The organism is Pseudomonas sp. NPDC087690, from assembly GCF_044743175.1.
GTDB lineage: Bacteria > Pseudomonadota > Gammaproteobacteria > Pseudomonadales > Pseudomonadaceae > Aquipseudomonas.
This window is the reverse complement of record NZ_JBIUVX010000002.1, coordinates 605759-623167: the sequence shown is the minus strand read 5'-3', so window position 1 is coordinate 623167 and position 17409 is coordinate 605759. Positions and strand designations below refer to the sequence as shown.

Genomic DNA, 17409 nt, shown 5'->3' with positions numbered 1-17409 from the left:
GTTACGACATAGGCCGTTGGCGAGGGCCGCGACCGAACGGATGTCACACAAACTTCATGTTAGGGGAGTAATTGCGAGCACGATGGCTGAGTGCCAGAACCGAAAATGGCAGTGGCGAACGCAGCTGCCATTGGCTCAACGAAGGCGTATTTCAAAGAGGTCGACCGATACCGTTACAAATGGACGGGTTGTTGATATCGAGGTTTTCGCCCGAAGTATTCGTAACAAAGTTGGCGATCACCGCCTCTCTCATTTTGTCCGCCATACCCACGAAACCATGAGCACGGTTGGAAGGCACATTTCCCGGGTAGCTGTAGTGCTTGCTGAGAAAACTCTTGATCTCGCTGGCGACCGCGGCATCCTTGTAACACTGAGAGAAAATCAGGTTGGACGTCGCGGAAATCGAGTAACCGCTGCTGGGTTTGGCAATCACTTGCCCCCAGGCTGACGGTTCAACAACTCTGGTTGGCGGATGCAAAACAGGCACCAGTGCCAAAGTCGAATCAGCGAGTGTGGGCAGAACGCCGTTGACCCGAGCGACTACGGCATTGTTCTTCACATCCAGACCATCCGGCCCCAGATAGCCGATGGAACCATCAACACTGTTGACCATCGCATTGACATCGCCATCCGCGCCGACACTTACCCAGTTTGAAGGTATCGAGGAACCCGCATTGATGCGCGCACTGGTGAAAATAGCGTTGGTCGAAAACCGGATCGGGCAGACCGCGTTCAAATGACGACTGAGTACTTCAGTGCCGCCACTCGAATAGCTGGGGTAAACAAGCCGGATTGGAGTGCTGTCACTCGTGCCCAGAAGCGCTCCCCAAGTGGTAGCAGCGCCGGACATCGCGTCGCACAGTTGCGCCGAGGTCAGATTCAGAGCGGTTTGACCTGCCTTTTTATAAACAATGACCACCGGGGTAACCACCGACGGAATCTGTATCAAAGGCCCATAGGCAGAAGCGAGGGAAGCGTTGTAAGTTGCAATTTCAGTAGCGGTGAGAATCGACTCGCTCGCCGCAAAATGTACCGTCCCGGTCGTCCCGAATTGTGCCGCGTTGTTGGTTAGAAATGCAGATTTACCAATACCGCTTCCCGTCGCTGCATAGCTGAAACTGGCAGGAAAAATACTGTCAGATGCCCCTTTGTAAAGCTTGGCCGGGATGGTTGCGCCGCCCCCGGTAACGGCCCCTGCCGAACTCGACACCAGTGCTACGCCTGATAACACCGCGACCATCATTCGCTGCTTGAACATACTCAACCTCCTTATCAAGTGCCCTCCGCACGAGGGCAAAAAAAATGGCAGCCCCGAGGGGCTGCCATTCATACCGCTGACTGAACCAACCGACTTACAAAGGACGACCGATGGTGTTGCACACGGTGGTGTTGTTGATGTCCAGGTTGTTGCCCGACGTGTTGGTGATGAAGTTGGCGGTTACAGCGTTTTTCCACGAATCAGGCACGGCGACGAACTTGTGCGCCTGAGTCGCCGTGTTGTTGCCCGGGATGCTGTAGTGAGTGGTCAGGAAGGCCTTCACGGAAGCGGCCACGGCTGCGTCCTTGTAGCACTGACCGAAGATGAAGTTGGTGTAGGCAGCGAGTTTGTAACCCAATGCCGGGTTAGCCACCACTGGCGACCAGTTGGCAGGGTTGGCAGCCTGGGCTGGAGTCGAAGGAGCCGACACCGAAGACAGTGCCAGAGTCACGTTCAGCGAAGTAGGCTGAACACCGTTGACGCGAGCCACAACAGCGTTGCTGGTAGCGTCAACACCGTCCGGACCGACATAACCGATCGAACCGTCAACCGCGTTCACGGTAGTGGCGACGTCGGAAGTGTTAGCGACGCCGACCCAGTTCGACGGCAGTGCCGAACCGGCTGGCAGACGAGCATTGGTGAAGGTGGAGTTGGTGGCGAACTGGGTCGGGCAGACCGAGTTCAAGTGACGGCTGAGGATTTCCGAAGTGCCGCTGGAAACGTTGCGATAAACAACGCGGATCGGGGTGGTGTCAGCCGTGCCCAGCAGAGCGCCCCAAGTGGTTTTAGCGCCGGAGAAAGCATCGCACAGCTGAGCGCTGGTCAGGTTCAGAGCAGTCTGGCCGGCCTTTTTGTACGGGATGGCAACCGAAGTGGCCACCGAAGGCAGTTGGATCAGCGGGCCGTACGAAGCACCGAATTCGGTGGTGTAGGTGCTGAGTTCCGAAGCGCTGAGGATCGAGTCGCTACCGGCGAAGTGCACGGTGCCGGTGGTGCCGAAGCCAGCAGGGTTGTTCTTCAGGAAAGCAGTCTTGCCACCGCCGCTACCGATGGCGGCGTAGGAGAAGTTGGCTGGCAGGATGCTGTCGGCAGAACCTTTGTACAGAGCGGCAGGCAGCGTTGCACCACCACCGGTAACGGCCATGGCTTGCGCGGAAGCCAGAGCGGCGACGGTCAGAGAGGCGGCGATCAGAGTGCGCTTGAACATGAAGAATCTCCTTTTCAACTGGTTTGTGAACACAGGTTTTCGGGGTTGCTTGCATGACACTGGGAAGACTCACCGGGCCCTCGCTGGCGTTGGCCGTGGTGAAGTCGCACTGAGAAATTCGCAGGTTCCGGTGACAGATAAAGGAAAAAACCTCGGGAGCTGTGAGGCGTTTCCGAAGGGATTTTCTCGGGTGTTTGTTGGGGCCGGCGAAGGGCCTGGATCAGGGGTTTGGCGGAATCGGGCTGGAGCCGTTGGCGGGTGGTTGCAGATGACAGAAAGGAGAACCCGAGGATGGGGGAATCGAGGGTCGGGTGATACCGCAGTCCTGGGAAAAAATCTGGATTATTTATTGCCCCGACTGGCCCCATCGCTGGCAAGCCAGCTCCCACAGGTTTTCTGTTGTGACACAGATCGCATCAACAACTCCGCCCCCTGTGGGAGCTGGCTTGCCAGCGATGAGGCCAGGTCAGACACCATCAAAACCGGCTACTGGACCAGTTGATTGATCTCAATAATCGGCAACAACACCGCCATCACAATCACCAGCACCACCCCGCCCATCACCACAATCATCAGCGGCTCAAGCAGCGCGGTCATGCCCATCGCCCGCCGTTCGATATCGCGGGACAGGGTTTGCGCCGCACGCTCGAGCATCGGTGGCAACGACCCGGTTTTTTCGCCGCTGGCGATCAAATGAATCAGCACCGGCGGAAACACATTCTCCACCCGCAACGCCGCCGCCAGGTTCACACCCTCGCGCACCTTGGCCGTAGCCTCAGTGACGCTCAAACTCAAACGATCATTGGACAACGTCTGCCGCGCCGCCTCCAGCGCGCGCAACAACGGCACCCCGGCGCCGCCGAGAATCGCCAGCGTCGAGGCAAAACGCGCGGTGTTCAGACCGAGGATGAAACGCCCGAACAGCGGCAATTTCAGCACCCGATGATGCCAACTCAAACGTGCCGCTGGATTGCGCAGGTACAGACGCCAGCTCCAGAACGCCCCGGCAATCAGCGCCGCACACAACCAGCCCCACGCCCTTATGAAATCACTGGCGTTGAGCATCGCCAACGTCAGCCCCGGCAAGTCCTGCCGCGCCTGAGAAAACGCGCTGACCACCTGCGGTACCACATAACTGAGCAAGAAAATCACGATGCCGATCGACACCAGCCCGACCACGCCCGGATAGATGAACGCGGTGAGAATCTTGCCGCGCAGGTTGTTGCGCTCCTCGATGTAGTCGGCCAGCCGTTCCATGACCTGCGCCAGATCACCCGATTCCTCGCCCGCCGCAATCAATGCGCGATAAATCTCGGGAAAATCCCGTGGCCGCGCCGCCAGCGATTCCGCCAGACGCATGCCACTGCGCACATCCGCACGAACGGCACTGAGCGTATGGGCGATGTGCTTTTTCTCGGCCTGCTCTACCGTCGCGCTAAGGGCGGCCTCCAACGGCAGGCTCGCGCCAAGCAAACTCGCCAATTGCCGCGTGGCCCAGGCCAGATCGTTGTCCGAGAGCTTGGCGCTGAACAATCCACCGCCGCCGTGCTGGGCAACGTTGCTTTCCTTGTGCACCGACAACGCGGTCAATCCGCGCCCGCGTAATGTTGTGAACGCGGCAGCCTGGCTGTCCGCCTCAAGGTGCCCGGTTTCGATCTTGCCGCTGGCATCGGCGGCTTCAAAACGATAGCGATTCATCAGGCGTCCCGTGTCACACGGAGGATTTCTTCAGGGGCGGTGGCGCCGCTGCGGATCCAGCGTTCGCCATCCTCACGCAGGCTGAACATACCGGCCTTGGCGGCGGATGCGCGCAAGGCCTGCTCCCCTGCCCCTTGGTGGATCAGGGTGCGGATGTCATCATCGATGCAGAACAATTCGTGGATGCCGGTGCGGCCGCTGTAACCGGTTTGATTGCACGCTGGGCAGCCGACCGGGCGCCAAGTGCCCGGCGCCGTTGGGTCTTCTTGCTTGCACTGATTGCACAGGCGCCGCACCAAGCGCTGCGCCAAAACGCCGAGCATTGAAGACGCCAACAGAAACGGTTCGACGCCCATGTCGATCAAGCGGTTGACCGCCGAGACCGCGTCGTTGGTGTGCAAGGTTGCCAGCACCAGGTGACCGGTGAGTGAGGCCTGCACGGCGATTTGTGCGGTTTCCAGATCGCGGATTTCGCCGATCATGATGATGTCCGGGTCCTGGCGCAGGATCGCTCGCAGCGCCAGGGCAAAAGTCATGTCGATCTTGGCATTCACCTGAATCTGGCTGATCCCCGGCAGGTCGTATTCCACCGGGTCTTCGACGGTGAGGATGTTGCTGGTGCTCGCATCGAGTCTCGCCAGCGCCGCGTAGAGGCTGGTGGTTTTGCCGCTGCCGGTGGGGCCGGTGACCAGTACAATGCCGTGGGGCTGGCGAATCAGGTGATCAAGTTTGGCCAACACCTGCGCGTCCATGCCCAGCGTTTCCAGATGCAGACGCCCGGCCTGTTTGTCGAGCAGACGCATCACCACCCGTTCGCCATGCCCGGTCGGTACGGTGGAGACACGAATATCGATCGGCCGCCCAGCCACGCGCAAAGCAATGCGACCGTCCTGCGGCAGGCGTTTTTCGGCGATGTCGAGTTGCGCCATGATCTTGATCCGCGACACCAGCGCACCGTGCAACGCCTTGCGCGGCGAGACCACGTCACGCAGGGTGCCGTCGACCCGATAGCGCACCACCGAATGGGTTTCGAACGGTTCGATGTGGATGTCGCTGGCCTCGTCGCGCGCGGCTTGGGTGAGCAAGGCGTTGATCATGCGAATCACCGGCGCGCCGTCCTGGGTGTCGAGCAGGTCGGTGATTTCCGGCATGTCCTGCATCAGGCGGTCGAGATCGACTTCGTTTTCTGCCGCACCGACCACCGCCGCCGCGCTGCCGGTGTCGGCATAAGCGGCGGCGAGCAAACCATCCAGCTCATCATCGCGCACGCGCTCAATCGTGGCCGCGCCAAACTGCCGCCGCGCCTCGCTGATCGACCAGCCCGGCGTCGACGGGCACACCGTCAACACGCCATCGCACAACAGAATGCGCTGCGCCTTGGCCCAGGCGTAAGGCAACACACTCATCTCAAACCCTCCCCAATCCCTGTAGGAGCTGCCGAAGGCTGCGATCTTTTGATCTTTGGCCGTTTGGGTCCGTCGAAGAGCGAGATCAAAAGATCGCAGCCTTCGGCAGCTCCTACACGTCGGTTTTCCAAATCAAAGGGTGATGTCGGCGTCATTGGATGGGCACCGCTTTGATGGTTGCGCGTGGGCCTGAGCTCGGCACCACCGCCGGAACCCCCTGCGCCGCCGTCGGCAACTGCGGCGCCTGCATGTCCGGCATCGCCCAGCTGCGTTCCGGCTGCAAACCGCCCTGGGCGCGGCGCATGAAGTCGTAGCGATTGAGCGTGATGCTGCGCCCCGCTTCGCTGTCGCGGATGATGTACGGGCGCAGGAACACCATCAGATTGGTCTTGGTGATCGCCCGGCGTTCATTGCGAAACAGCGCGCCGATTCCCGGCAGACTGCCCAGCCAAGGCACCGCGTCATTGCTCTGGCTGTAGCCGTCCTGCAGCAACCCGCCGAGCACCATGATCTGGCCGTCGTCGAGCAAAATACTGGTGTCGATTGCACGTTTGTTGGTGACGATGCCCGTCGATGTCGCGCTGTTGGAAGCGCGTTCGTCGATGCTGCTGACTTCCTGATAGATATCGAGCTTCACCGTACCGCCCTCGGAAATCTGCGGGCGCACATTGAGCTTCAAACCGACCTCTTCACGGGTCACGGTCTGGAACGGGTTATTGCTGGTGCCGCCACCGCCAGTCACATAACTGCCGCTGACAAACGGAATGGTCTGGCCGACAAAAATACTCGCCGCTTCGTTGTCGAGGGTCAGCAGGTTTGGCGTCGACAACACGTTGGTGCCGCCCTTGCTCTTCAACGCCCGGGCCAGCACTTTGAGGTCAAGAATCTTGCCGATACCGGGAATGTCCACGGTGCCGTTGACGTAACCCAGGTTCAACCCCTGCGGCAGCACATCGATGCTGGTCTTGCCGTTGACGTTGATCCCCGAACCACCCAGATTCGCGCCGCCGATCACGCCGTTGCCACCGAGATTGCCGGTCTGCCATTGCACGCCGAACTCACTGGCATCGTCCTCGCCGACTTCGACAATCAGGCTTTCGATCACCACTTGTGCGCGGCGTTGGTCGAGCAGATCGATGACTTCGCGCAGGTTGCGATACACCGGCTCCGGCGCGGAAATCAGCAGGGTGTTGGTAGTGGCGTCAGCCTGAATGGTCACCCCGCCAGCACTGAAGGCGACGTTCTGCTCGCTGCTTTGCGCACCGCCACTGCCAGTTGTGCTGCCACTGCTGCCCTGAGCGTAACTGCCGCCCGTGCTGCCGCTGCTGTTGGTCGATGTTGTGCCGCTGCTTTGCGTACCGCTCTGGCCGTTCTGCCCAGCACTGCCGCCAGTACTTGCACCCATCGCACTGAGCACCGAACGCGCACTGTCGCTGGTGCCGCTATCGCTTTCGCCAGTGAGCAACCCACGCAACGCCTGCGCCAGTTTCGCCGCCTGCGCGTTACGCAGATAAACCACGTGCAGATTGCTCGGATTGCTCTGCGCGTTATCCAGTTTGTAGATCAGATTGCGCGCCAGTTCCGTACGCTCCGGGCTGCCAGAACGAATGATGATGGTGTTGGAACGCGGATCACCGATCACCGCTATTTTCTGCGTCGGATCATTGCCTGGCGCATCCAGCAGCTCGGCGACCATCGGCGCGATGTCGGCAGCGATGCCGTTCTGGATCTGCACCACATCGGTATCGATCGCACTGGGCGAATCGATGCTGGCAATCAACTGCGCCACACGGTTGAGGTTATCGGCGTAATCGGTGACGACAATGGTGTTGTTGCCCGGATACGCGTTGATCGGGTTGTTCGGCGACACGATCGGACGCAGCACCGGAATCAGGTTCACCGCGTTCTCGTATTGCAGCCGGAACGTGCGCGTGAGCATGCCGTTGCCCGCAGGCTGGTCGGCGCTGTAAACCGGCCCGCCAAGCAATTTGGCATCAGCTTCCGGCACCACATGCGCCACGCCGCCGACATCGACCACGCTGAAACCCTGCATGCGCAACGACGCCAGCAGCATGTCGTACGCCTGCTTCGCCGGGACCTGACCTTCCGAGACCAACGTCAGAGTGCCCTTGACCCGTGGATCGACCAGAAACTGCCGGCCGCTGGAACGCGACAATGAACGCACCACCGCTTGAATATCGGCATCGACGAAATTCAGCGTCACCGGTTGATCGCCCAGGGGATTGCCCAGCGCCGCGCTGCTCGGTGCAACGGCGCCCGTACGTGCGCTTTTGCTGATGTTGTGCAGTTGCTTGGGCGCTGGCCGCGCCTGTGCTTGCGCCCGTTCGCGATCGGCCACCGCATCGCCGCTGCGCTGGGTATTGGCCAATGGCCGACCGAGTTCACTGTCGACCAGCAGCGGCGGTTGGTTTTGTGGCGCATTGGTGTTGCTGCACGCGCTCAACGCCATCAGCAACATCGGCAACGCCAGCCGTGCCGGTTTGGATCCTGACCCCTTCATGAAGCTTCCTTAGCGCCCAGCGCCTGATCCATGCGAACGGTGCCTGACAAAGTGCCGGCAGTGACTTCGGTCGAGGGGTTGTCCGCGCGTTGCAAACGGGCCTCGACCACTTGCAGAGAAAGTTGTGCCGGGTTGCTCAACAGCCAGTCGAGCACGGCGTCGGCCGGCGCCGCGTCGAAGGTCAACAACCAGGCGCCCTGTGCCTCCTGTAATTGGTAATGCCCCGCCAAACCACTGGCCTGCAGGGTCTGCTCCAGCGACTGCGCCACGCTTTGCCCGTCCGGGCGCACGCTGACTTCGCGCAGCAGCACTTCCAGCGCTTCGGTCTGGGCGCGCAGCTTTGGCGTCTCGGTTTGCCAATAGGCGATTTTCTTCAGCGGCGGCTGGATCAGCGCAACCCACAGCAGCAGGCCGATCAGCGCGATGGCCATCCCAGCGACCATGCGTTTTTCGCGCAGCGCCAACGGCTGCCAACGCGCCTGCACCTGAGCGTTGAAGCGTTGCCACTTGGCGCAATAGAGCGCGAGCGAGGCCTTATTCATCTGCTTCTGCTCCGCCGCTGTCATCGCTGTCGCTTGGGGGGGCTTCGCTGGCCGGACGCAAGGTCCAACCCTCGTCGTCTGCCGTGACGCTGATACCGGCCTGGGCCAAGGTGCTTTGCCACTCCTGATCATTGCCGCCGCGACGGGCTTCACTCAGCAGACTCAACTGCAACGCGCCGTCGACAAACGTCAGCCGCTCGACACTGCCGGCCATCGACGGCATGCCGCTGCCGGCCTGCAACACCAGACGATTGAAAGTCTGCGCCGGATCATCCGCCGCGCCCTTCTGCCGCGCCGCCAATTGCTGACGCGCCTGCTGCAACGGGTTGAGAATCACCGGCAACTCGGGGAAGGCCTGCTTTACCCGCAGATTCATTTGGGTTTTCAACCGCTGACCCTGCCCGGCCTCGCGAGCGGCATACAGGTTCAAACCGATCACCCACACCGCCACGGCCAACGCTGACAGGGCGATCGCCCTGCCCCAGCCGCGATGCTCGGTTTGTTGCTGCTGGACCGCGCCATGCAGCCCCCAACCCGGTAACGGCCCGGTCCAGCGCTGCGCATCGGTCATCGGCAATTCGGCACCCGGCGGCGGTTGCTCACCGATCCAATGCAAAGTGATGCCCGGTTCCCACACCACACCGTCGAGGCTGTCATCAAACAACGGCTGCACCCGCGCCGCTTGCACGCTATCGCGCAACAACAAATGCCCGTCCTGCACGCACGCGACGGTGCCGGGCAGCACCGGCAAGCTATACGGCGCCGGGTAGAGACCGCGCAGGTTCAACCCCGCGCTTTTCAGCAACTGAGCAAAACCCAACAAGCGCTGCCGAGGCGCCCAGGCGATCTGCACCTGCCCGGCCTCGTCCCGCGAGCTGTGAGCGATGTGCATCTCACTGCTGTCGCCGAGCATCAAGGCCTGCGCCGCACACTGCACCGCTACAACGATCTTGTTGGCCGGCAGCGGCGGCAAATCGAGACTCGCCAACAGGCTGTCAGCCGGGTGCAGAAAACACACCAGCGGCGGCAGTTTCGACAGCTGACTCAACTGGCTCAGACTGTGGCGTTCTTCCCGCGTGACCTGGCCCTGTCGATCCAGCCAGGCGCAATGCAATTCACTCTGTAAATCCAGCTCCGCTAAGGGCGGCAACGCCACTTTCAACTGGCTCATACGCCCACCCGCGACCAGATCACTTGCGGCAAGCGGTCCTGGCTGCGATGCAGCAACGCCTCAAGACTGACCCGCCGCTGATCGCGCCGCGCCTCACCGCGCAGGCGAAACCAGTCACTGGTGATGCCGACCTTGACGCTGGTCAGCTCCAATTGTGGCATGCGCAAACGGTTAACGAAATCGCCACGGTTGATAAACCAGCGCCCGGCATCGCGCTCGGCAATCAACGCATTGGCACGCTCCAGCGACAGCCCCGGCACATACGCGGCCAACACCGGCGCGGTGGCGGTGTTGCCATTGAGCCAAGTCGTCGCCGGAATCACCGTCAGGTACGGCGCCAGTTTGCCCATCACCGCCTCATTCACGCCGTCGACACTGCGCAAATCATCGATGCTGCGCAGCATCGGCAGCGTCGGATTCTGCGGTTTGTGTGAAGCGTTGGGCGAGGTCGCACGGCCGCTGTCGAAACCTCTTTTCGGCGCCTCGGCCATCTGTGGATTCAGCAGTCGCGGGTACGAAGCGATCACCCGCTGACTGATGCGCTGACTCAACCCGGCACTGACCCCGATCAACTCGCACAAGCGCTGAAACGCCGCGACCTGCGCCTCATCAACCCGCTCATTGGCCACCAGATTGCGCAGGTTGAACTTGCCCTGTTCATCCTCCAGCCGCCCTTCAAAACCCTGCGCGGAGAGACGCTGCGCCCACGGCTGATCGAGCCGGGTCAACGGATCGCGCTGACGTGCATCCCAAAGTAACTGACGGCTGATCTCCAACCCACCCAGCACCAGCCAACGCCCCTGCACACGCTGCTGATCCGCCTCCAGCGCACGGGTCGCCACGCTCTGGCGCGTCAACATGCCCGCCGCAATCACCGCCACCACGGCCGCAATCAACAACGCGCTGATAATCGCCATGCCCTGTTGCTTCGCCCCCTCAGGCGAACGGCTGTTCATGGCCGGCCTTACAACTGCCAGGAACCGATATCGGCATTCACGCCGTCGCCGTCCGGCTGACCGTCGGCACCGAGGGAAAAGATGTCGATCTCGCCATTGGCGCCAGGGTTGAGGTACTGATAAGGACGCCCCCACGGATCGTTCGGCAAACGCTCCAGATACGAGCGCCAATTGCTGTTCTTCGCATCCGCCGGCCGCTCCACCAACACCTTCAGGCCCTGGTTCATGCTCGGGTAAGTGCCGTGATCGAGGCGATACAACTTCAACGCCTGCATCAACCCGCCAATATCCTGCTTCGCCGCCGTCGCCCGCGCCTGATCCGGCCGATCAAGCACTTTCGGCACCACCATCGCCGCCAAAATCCCCAGAATCACCACGACCACCATGATCTCGATCAGGGTAAAACCCTGCTGCCCACGCGGCGTGCGCAACGGTTGCTGAAGCGATTTGAAAGGTGCGATATCCATCTCGACATACCCTGGCTTGATTCGATTCGACGCGCAGTGTTGCAAGAAGATATGTCAGTGATGTTGAAAATCCTCGGGTGTTTTCGTCGTCAAGCCGTCAAGGACGCGGGTTAGCGTCGAGGGCTGGGTTTTGGCTTTGGGCGGTTTATGCGTGCGCGTTCGCGGGAAGAGGGTTTCACGTTGATTGAGGTGCTGGTAGCGCTGGCGATTATTGCCGTGGCGATGTCGGCGGCTGTACGGGTGGCGGGGTTGATGACGCAGAGTAGCGGGGTTTTGAGGGATCGCTCGGTTGCGATGCTGGCGGCGCAAAGCCGCATGGCCGAGCTGCGCCTGGAAGGTAAGTTGCCGATGGGTATGAAATCGCAGGAGTGTGATCAGGGGCGGTTGTTGTTGCGGTGTGAACAGGTGATCGCAGCGGCAGAGAATGGGCGATTGCTCAAGGTTGGGATTCAGGTGTTTGACCGCAACCAGGATGCGCTGCCGTTGGCCAGACTTGAGACGTTACTCAGCCGCCCGGAAAATCCCTAGTTCTCCCGAAACGTCGGACCACTCGTATGAAAGCGAATCGACCGTGGGTCATTTCCGATACACACCTGAAAGTCTTCACCAACTCGCCCGAACCGCATTGAACCCATAGTCAACTTGGACGCCTGCAACCAACCCCATAATCGACTCGGTCGCTCAGATCGATTACAACGCCAGACACCTCCGTCGGCCCCCTCTCGCTCCGGGAGAGGGCTGGGATGAGGGGCCGAATCTTTCCTGACCAACGACAGCGACTCATTGGGACCAAACAAAGGAGGCTGTTTTATTTTCAGAGAAAGGCTTAACGATTAATTTGAGAGATAGATAATGCCGTACCAACGCGTGACTTGCATAATTTTTCAGATATTACGGCTCCATATCATCACTATTTTTTCTCGGAGCGCGCCTTTTCCTAGGTGTTATTTTCGGAGTGTACTCAAGGTCATTTACATCAACTTTTATTCCTGAGAGCTTGCTATCTGCAACACCATCAATAAAGCTTTCCCTCCTGTCTCCGTGTTTGCAGGACAATATTTGCTCTAAAAAATAATCATCAAAATCTATACTATCCCTCTCCCACAATCCAGTTTGAGGATCGCCAATTTTAACTGTTGGCATCGCACCACTGACAACTGGCGCCTCAAGCACAATATAACTATCAGTAATACGTGCCATTTTACGGCATTGCGCAGCCAATCGATTTTGTTCGGTTTTAGATAGCGCACTTACCATTCCATTCTTTGCTTGGGAAATAATGGCCTTTCTAATCGGGTGGGTTACTTCCTTGCTCTGAAAGACAATTGCGAAATCAGCCCCAAATTTACTTTCTGCAGAACCCGCACCACGATCCGCCACAATTGTTGGCGTAAATCGTATGACGCCGTGATCTGGGCCAATATTTAGCTTCCCATCAAGCCTTGCAATAAAAGCATCAACATATGCACTTTCTTGCGAGTAACGCTGCCTATCCAAATTTTCGCAAGCGTCTCGAAAGTACTCTTTTACCTTAACTCTTATCTTTTCTTCGTACACACTTAATAGCCTCATCTAAAACCCGTCCCACGGGCACCCCATACATAACTGCTTAAGCCTTAATAGATTGGGGATGGATTCATTTTCACTTTACAGAAAGCGGAACGATCCTTTTTTGTTTACGGTTATACTTTCGAGCGCAGTGATCTTGTCCAGCGCGCTAGCCACTTTTCTGGCTTATATGTAAAAAATGCCCACCCAGGCCCATCTCCAATGCAAGCAAGATATACATACATATTCCCAAACGGAGTATCTAAAATTTTCTTTAGATCCGAAATGTCATTATTTAACAAATCAATCGCTTCGTTACACCTATCGATCCTTCGAGAAAATGCCATTACTCTATATTCGAGAGTAGATACAAATTGCTCGCACCGCTGCAAGTCGCCATCATCTAACTTACTGGTGTAGCAGCTACCAAATTCAGCGCAATCTTTAAGTACTTTGCTTCTAATTTCGCTGCGCTTTATGATCGAGACAAGAGCCTGAGCCGCTGAAAGCTCTTTTTTCGAAAACTCTAGCTGAAGCGTTTGGTACTCAAGATCCTCTTTATAGGGAATCATTAGCTCTTCTGCGAGTTCCATGGCACTTTGAGCTTCAGTGCGATTTATATTTGGCACCAACATGACGCATCCTTCCAGATAACAATCCACAAAACAAATAGAGATCGAGCCTTTATCATCAAACAGCAGACTCGCCTCCCTTTTAAATCTAACTCCGGCAAGAATTGTTCATACACGCAACGTCAACACCCCCTACGCACAAACTGTTCTCAATCGCTTCGCATGCTCCTCAAGCTTACGAACCAAGTCAACAACTCCAAGTTCCCGATTAAGAAAAACTTTACGAAATGACGTTCCCTGATGTTTGCCAAAGCGACTATCAAATACTTTTAGATATTCCCGTAACTGTTCCCCCTCGGCCTCGGACTTTGCTTGGGCAACGTCGAGCACCAAAGCAACATCGTATTTCGTTTTCGTGCCGTCCGAGTACCTCACATGGAGATAAACCGGCCAATACTGCTCCCTGACAAACTGTTCCCAACCTGGAGGACATACGGCCAGCCAAGCACGGGCATGGTCGATAGATTTCCTGGTAAACCCAGGCACCTTGGCCAATAACATTTCTCTAATCGATGCCATGCCCTGAGTGTCGCGAAGTAACGCAAACGCCGCTTTATTCTGCAGCATGAAAATCATATGCGTTGAGCTGCCGTCTTGTAACCAGCACTTCTCAAGACGTCCTGTGTTGGCTTCAAGCATGTGCCTAACAGCAGGACCATGCAATTGATGCAACTCCGCAGCCAAAGTGATCGCGCGCTGGTTTGCAGGACTTTCCCACTCGGTTTGTCTGTTGCAGTAACTCACTACTAATCTCGCCGCAGCGTTACCGCGCTCCATATGCAGTACCGCACGGTCGGCCGATGCTTTTAGCCAGTCGTACCCCAAATGCAACCAATAGCCATTCGAGGGGCATTCCGACCAGTCCCCGGATACAAAATCTCGATCCAAGGCAATATGCACACTACTGTAGTCTTTCAGATGAGCATTGCTGGCTACTACCTCTTGCCAGTTGGTCCGATAACCATCCAACTGTTGCTGACTATGTGCGGTGCCAGCTTTGTTCTCGATCAGCAACACGAATTTGTTGTCCGGGTCGATCACAAACAAATCAACTCGCTCAGCGGCCTTCAGACCTAACTCACGGGCTGTAAAAACACTACCGAAGCTGGCCGTTCGAATTCTGGAAGGAGGCCATTCGGCAAAAAAGCGGGACGTGGTACTTCTTCCGTCCAAGCCACATTCAGCCACAGCTTGAGTTGCACTGATCAGGAGGTCTCTCACTATCTGATCGCCTTGCCCATGACCCTCTCGCGGGTCGAATAGCCACGCAAGGAAATCCGAGTGCTGATTTTCACTGAGGTTGATGACGTCAAGGATGTCATCGCCGATTTTCAGAACTTCACAAAGCTCGGACAGTTTTGGGGAGCAGAGGAACTCCTCTACAGCTTCTATCGTTGCATCCATGCAGTAACCCTCACTTCAAAGAGAATGGGATGACGGTAGATTGGGCCCGTCATTCAAATGTGTTGTCGAGCAGCGGTAAATGCTTAAAAAATGAACTGTCAATTTCTCGCTTCAGCTTAAGGCGATGGCAAAATGATGCCAACTCTCATCCCCAACGGCAATAGCCATGAACGATGATGGGAATGAAGGCAAGAACAACCACTGACGTTATTTTTGAAGGGAAACACACCGAATCCGTCCTGGCCAACGCTAGCGAATCCCTAAGCAACGCGATTGAAATGCTCAACAACTTCGATGCCACCTTAGAACCCGCCCACCGCAAGACTTTGCGTAGGTCCTCATGGTCACGGAGTTGGCTGTGAATCAGGTGTTGGGTCATGTCGAGTTTAAGACAAGCCGGCGGATTCTGGCGTAGCTGTAGGCAAAGGCGCAAGGATGTGTAGCCTGCGAGAATGTCTGGAGATGTTTTTAAACGTTCGCGTTTAACGAGACCTCATTCCGTCACGTACCCGCAACAGATCCGTCCCCTTATCCCAATAGACGCAAGAAAATGGCCGAAACAGCCAGTAGTTACTGACAACCTCGGCCACATGAGCAGCTCTATTTTTTGCGGCACATCTCAACGTCATCCTGGGTTTTCAGGTCTGTATCTATTCCCAAGCGATATCTGCAGTAGTCGATAATCCATCCCCGCTCCTCTGCAGTCAGGCGCTCTACCTTCCTGATCTCTCCATCGTTGGCGTGGATGTTGTGAAACTTCATCTGAAACGTGGGGTGCTTCTTGATGAAGACAATCGTCTCGATGTCACCGTCCTCAAGGGCTTCGTAATAGCCAACGTAGAGCATGGTCACTACGGCGAGGATTGCTGCGATCAAAAGCTTTTTCATTCTTGTGGCGCCGGGGGTGGAAGTAGTTGGGTTTTGGCATGAAAGGAGAGTCTTCGTAAACAACCTCACCGAAGGACTGATTGTCTTTTTTTGCCCCATCCATTACAAAAAACCTCTGTATTTCCCATAAAGCCAAACCACCCACGATCCACCCCACACGAAATAGCCGACATGAAATGGACTCGTCGCCCAAAACCTGAGTCCTCTGGGAAGGCATTGAACGGCGTCAATCAACAAGGTTTCTGCCGTTGGATACTCTTGGATGTAATCAGCCGGCTGACAGCGGCCATCCGCTGAGTTCTCGAGTAAAAACTTCCCCCTGATGAACCGCAGTCCATGGATAGGTACAGCCACTCATCAAAGTGTTTTTCCAGAGCATCGAGTTTTGTATAAACGGCGTAGAAAATCATTGCGCAGTTGATCACGCCCATCATTATCTGCGCCCCACATGCCCAGGCAAATACTGTGCTGGTGATTTCCATTACTCGGAATACTCATGAATTTCTTGTCCCACTAACTCTCCTAGCTCTGTCATCTTTGTTCCTGTCTCCACGGACCCTGCCGCACCGACCACAAGCACACACACGAGCTTTCCCGTTGCCCAATCACCGTTACGCACAGCATCGATGAGTTTTCGCTCATTCGCGCCGTGCATGTAGTTGGAACGATGCAGGCCCATGGCGTTTAACAAGTCGTCGAATCCGGGCAAGTCGTCCGGGCGATTCAATGCCTGTCGGAAGTGTTCCATGGATTGGTAGGAGTCGAGGATCTGCTCTCGCTGACCATGAACCTCGCTTTGTGGGATGAGTCTGGTCACGTCCGTGTCCCGTTCTGAAAACGCAGGACTTTGGCGAACGGACTCAGGTTTGAATGCAGGATGGATCGGTGTTCGTTGTAGGGAAAATCCGGTTTTCTGACTCGCAGAAGCCGCGCTCAAATCATCAATGTTTTATGGCGGTACTGGGTGGGGCAGAAAATAGATCCGTCGCCAATGTTTGCTCCCACAGGTATCAGCGTCGTACACAACATCTGCCATCAGCATAAAACCCTGTGGGAGCGAGCCTGCTCGCGAAGGCGCCAGAATGAACACCCGATCAATCACCAGGTGATCCCGGCACCCGCATCACTCCGGCAATTGCAAATTATCCAACGCCCGATTCACCGCCAGCTCCCCGAGCATGATCAACTGCGCAATCCCCGCCAGCGCCTGGCGCTGCGATGCCGGCAACAGGCTGGAGACGTTCTGGGCGATGGTTTTGGCCGAAGCGAGTGTTTCACTGGCATCGACCAGCAGTTCTTCGGTTTTGTTGTCCGCCGTCACCGCATACATCCCACGGGTTTTACGGGGCGGCGGCGTGGAACCGGGTGGACAGAGGTAATGGCCGAGCGCGCGGTCGGCAGCTTCGTGGAGTCTTTTTGAGTCGAGGGATTCGTAGGGGGAAACCGAGTCGGCTTCGGGCGGGTTGGGTGTTGGTTTGATCATGGTGAAGCTCCTTGATTGTTGGAGCCGCCACATTTCGCTGCGAAACGAAGAGAGGTGGCAGCTGTACGCAGGTTCGCAGACCGGGAATCAAGGAACCCGGCATACCCGAAGGTATCCCGCGCACAACCGCCATAAAGCACCGTTGCCATAAATTTTGAATGACAACAATTCGGAGCGCTGTGCGCCTTGATTAATCCGGGCTGCGAAACCCGATCGCTGATTCGTCAG

General features: G+C 57.3%; 17 protein-coding genes. 1 reads left to right on the top strand and 16 read right to left on the bottom strand.

What is annotated here, in order from left to right:
• Nucleotides 1-151 precede the first annotated feature (151 nt).
• The 9 genes from ACIPIZ_RS07030 to gspG all read right to left on the bottom strand — a co-directional run bounded on the left by ACIPIZ_RS07030 (nucleotide 152) and on the right by gspG (nucleotide 11226).
• The gene (locus ACIPIZ_RS07030; RefSeq protein ID WP_122660862.1) at nucleotides 152-1258 is read right to left on the bottom strand and encodes a substrate-binding domain-containing protein; all 1107 of its coding nucleotides are present in this window, start codon (nucleotides 1256-1258) and stop codon (nucleotides 152-154) included.
• 94 nt (nucleotides 1259-1352) lie between these two features.
• Nucleotides 1353-2465 carry a substrate-binding domain-containing protein gene (locus ACIPIZ_RS07025; protein ID WP_064387719.1) on the bottom strand — a complete coding sequence of 371 codons (1113 nt, stop codon included), beginning with the start codon at nucleotides 2463-2465 and terminating at the stop codon, nucleotides 1353-1355.
• A gap of 486 nt (nucleotides 2466-2951) precedes the next feature.
• The gene (gene gspF / locus ACIPIZ_RS07020) at nucleotides 2952-4163 is read right to left on the bottom strand and encodes a type II secretion system inner membrane protein GspF (protein ID WP_150647386.1); all 1212 of its coding nucleotides are present in this window, start codon (nucleotides 4161-4163) and stop codon (nucleotides 2952-2954) included.
• A complete protein-coding gene (gspE, locus tag ACIPIZ_RS07015; RefSeq protein WP_401164708.1) occupies nucleotides 4163-5569 on the bottom strand; it encodes a type II secretion system ATPase GspE in 1407 nt (468 codons plus the stop codon). The genes gspF and gspE overlap by 1 nt, the downstream gene beginning before the upstream one ends.
• Before the next feature lie 151 nt (nucleotides 5570-5720).
• Complete coding sequence (gene gspD, locus ACIPIZ_RS07010; RefSeq protein ID WP_401164706.1) at nucleotides 5721-8090, bottom strand: type II secretion system secretin GspD; 2370 nt, start codon at nucleotides 8088-8090, stop codon at nucleotides 5721-5723.
• The gene (gene gspM, locus ACIPIZ_RS07005; RefSeq protein WP_401164704.1) at nucleotides 8087-8632 is read right to left on the bottom strand and encodes a type II secretion system protein GspM; all 546 of its coding nucleotides are present in this window, start codon (nucleotides 8630-8632) and stop codon (nucleotides 8087-8089) included. Before gspM ends, gspD begins: the two co-directional genes overlap by 4 nt.
• Entirely contained in the window at nucleotides 8625-9803 is a 1179-nt protein-coding gene (gspL, locus tag ACIPIZ_RS07000) for a type II secretion system protein GspL (protein ID WP_401164702.1), read from the bottom strand. Before gspL ends, gspM begins: the two co-directional genes overlap by 8 nt.
• A complete protein-coding gene (gspK, locus tag ACIPIZ_RS06995) occupies nucleotides 9800-10759 on the bottom strand; it encodes a type II secretion system minor pseudopilin GspK (RefSeq protein ID WP_401164700.1) in 960 nt (319 codons plus the stop codon). The genes gspL and gspK overlap by 4 nt, the downstream gene beginning before the upstream one ends.
• Nucleotides 10760-10767: 8 nt before the next feature.
• A complete protein-coding gene (gene gspG, locus ACIPIZ_RS06990) occupies nucleotides 10768-11226 on the bottom strand; it encodes a type II secretion system major pseudopilin GspG (RefSeq protein WP_007918211.1) in 459 nt (152 codons plus the stop codon).
• Between the two features lie 147 nt (nucleotides 11227-11373).
• On the opposite strand from gspG, the gene gspI reads away from it, so the two are divergent.
• A complete protein-coding gene (gene gspI, locus ACIPIZ_RS06985; protein WP_401164698.1) occupies nucleotides 11374-11754 on the top strand; it encodes a type II secretion system minor pseudopilin GspI in 381 nt (126 codons plus the stop codon).
• A gap of 363 nt (nucleotides 11755-12117) precedes the next feature.
• Here gspI and ACIPIZ_RS06980 read toward each other — a convergent pair whose 3' ends face one another.
• From ACIPIZ_RS06980 to ACIPIZ_RS06950, 7 genes are all read right to left on the bottom strand, one after another.
• Complete coding sequence (locus tag ACIPIZ_RS06980; protein ID WP_401164696.1) at nucleotides 12118-12783, bottom strand: hypothetical protein; 666 nt, start codon at nucleotides 12781-12783, stop codon at nucleotides 12118-12120.
• A gap of 125 nt (nucleotides 12784-12908) precedes the next feature.
• Complete coding sequence (locus tag ACIPIZ_RS06975; RefSeq protein ID WP_401164693.1) at nucleotides 12909-13409, bottom strand: hypothetical protein; 501 nt, start codon at nucleotides 13407-13409, stop codon at nucleotides 12909-12911.
• Nucleotides 13410-13538: 129 nt separating this feature from the next.
• Nucleotides 13539-14810: a PD-(D/E)XK nuclease family protein gene (locus ACIPIZ_RS06970; RefSeq protein ID WP_401164691.1), complete on the bottom strand. Its 1272-nt coding sequence runs from the start codon at nucleotides 14808-14810 to the stop codon at nucleotides 13539-13541.
• Nucleotides 14811-15410: 600 nt separating this feature from the next.
• On the bottom strand, nucleotides 15411-15698 hold the full coding sequence (locus tag ACIPIZ_RS06965) for a hypothetical protein (protein ID WP_008087947.1): 288 nt from the start codon (nucleotides 15696-15698) through the stop codon (nucleotides 15411-15413).
• Nucleotides 15699-15928: 230 nt separating this feature from the next.
• Nucleotides 15929-16180: a hypothetical protein gene (locus ACIPIZ_RS06960; RefSeq protein WP_401164688.1), complete on the bottom strand. Its 252-nt coding sequence runs from the start codon at nucleotides 16178-16180 to the stop codon at nucleotides 15929-15931.
• A complete protein-coding gene (locus ACIPIZ_RS06955) occupies nucleotides 16180-16515 on the bottom strand; it encodes a hypothetical protein (RefSeq protein ID WP_401164686.1) in 336 nt (111 codons plus the stop codon). The genes ACIPIZ_RS06960 and ACIPIZ_RS06955 overlap by 1 nt, the downstream gene beginning before the upstream one ends.
• 306 nt (nucleotides 16516-16821) lie before the next feature.
• Complete coding sequence (locus ACIPIZ_RS06950) at nucleotides 16822-17181, bottom strand: DUF6124 family protein (protein ID WP_401164683.1); 360 nt, start codon at nucleotides 17179-17181, stop codon at nucleotides 16822-16824.
• Nucleotides 17182-17409 lie beyond the last annotated feature (228 nt).

Bases quoted from the DNA above. Each gene is read 5' to 3' on its own strand.
- ACIPIZ_RS07030 (WP_122660862.1), bottom strand. From the start codon at position 1,258: ATGTTCAAGCAGCGAATGATGGTCGCGGTGTTATCAGGCGTAGCACTG.
- ACIPIZ_RS07025 (WP_064387719.1), bottom strand. From the start codon at position 2,465: ATGTTCAAGCGCACTCTGATCGCCGCCTCTCTGACCGTCGCCGCTCTG.
- gspF (WP_150647386.1), bottom strand. From the start codon at position 4,163: ATGAATCGCTATCGTTTTGAAGCCGCCGATGCCAGCGGCAAGATCGAA.
- gspE (WP_401164708.1), bottom strand. From the start codon at position 5,569: ATGAGTGTGTTGCCTTACGCCTGGGCCAAGGCGCAGCGCATTCTGTTG.
- gspD (WP_401164706.1), bottom strand. From the start codon at position 8,090: ATGAAGGGGTCAGGATCCAAACCGGCACGGCTGGCGTTGCCGATGTTG.
- gspM (WP_401164704.1), bottom strand. From the start codon at position 8,632: ATGAATAAGGCCTCGCTCGCGCTCTATTGCGCCAAGTGGCAACGCTTC.
- gspL (WP_401164702.1), bottom strand. From the start codon at position 9,803: ATGAGCCAGTTGAAAGTGGCGTTGCCGCCCTTAGCGGAGCTGGATTTA.
- gspK (WP_401164700.1), bottom strand. From the start codon at position 10,759: ATGAACAGCCGTTCGCCTGAGGGGGCGAAGCAACAGGGCATGGCGATT.
- gspG (WP_007918211.1), bottom strand. From the start codon at position 11,226: ATGGATATCGCACCTTTCAAATCGCTTCAGCAACCGTTGCGCACGCCG.
- gspI (WP_401164698.1), top strand. From the start codon at position 11,374: ATGCGTGCGCGTTCGCGGGAAGAGGGTTTCACGTTGATTGAGGTGCTG.
- ACIPIZ_RS06975 (WP_401164693.1), bottom strand. From the start codon at position 13,409: ATGTTGGTGCCAAATATAAATCGCACTGAAGCTCAAAGTGCCATGGAA.
- ACIPIZ_RS06970 (WP_401164691.1), bottom strand. From the start codon at position 14,810: ATGGATGCAACGATAGAAGCTGTAGAGGAGTTCCTCTGCTCCCCAAAA.
- ACIPIZ_RS06965 (WP_008087947.1), bottom strand. From the start codon at position 15,698: ATGAAAAAGCTTTTGATCGCAGCAATCCTCGCCGTAGTGACCATGCTC.
- ACIPIZ_RS06960 (WP_401164688.1), bottom strand. From the start codon at position 16,180: ATGGAAATCACCAGCACAGTATTTGCCTGGGCATGTGGGGCGCAGATA.
- ACIPIZ_RS06950 (WP_401164683.1), bottom strand. From the start codon at position 17,181: ATGATCAAACCAACACCCAACCCGCCCGAAGCCGACTCGGTTTCCCCC.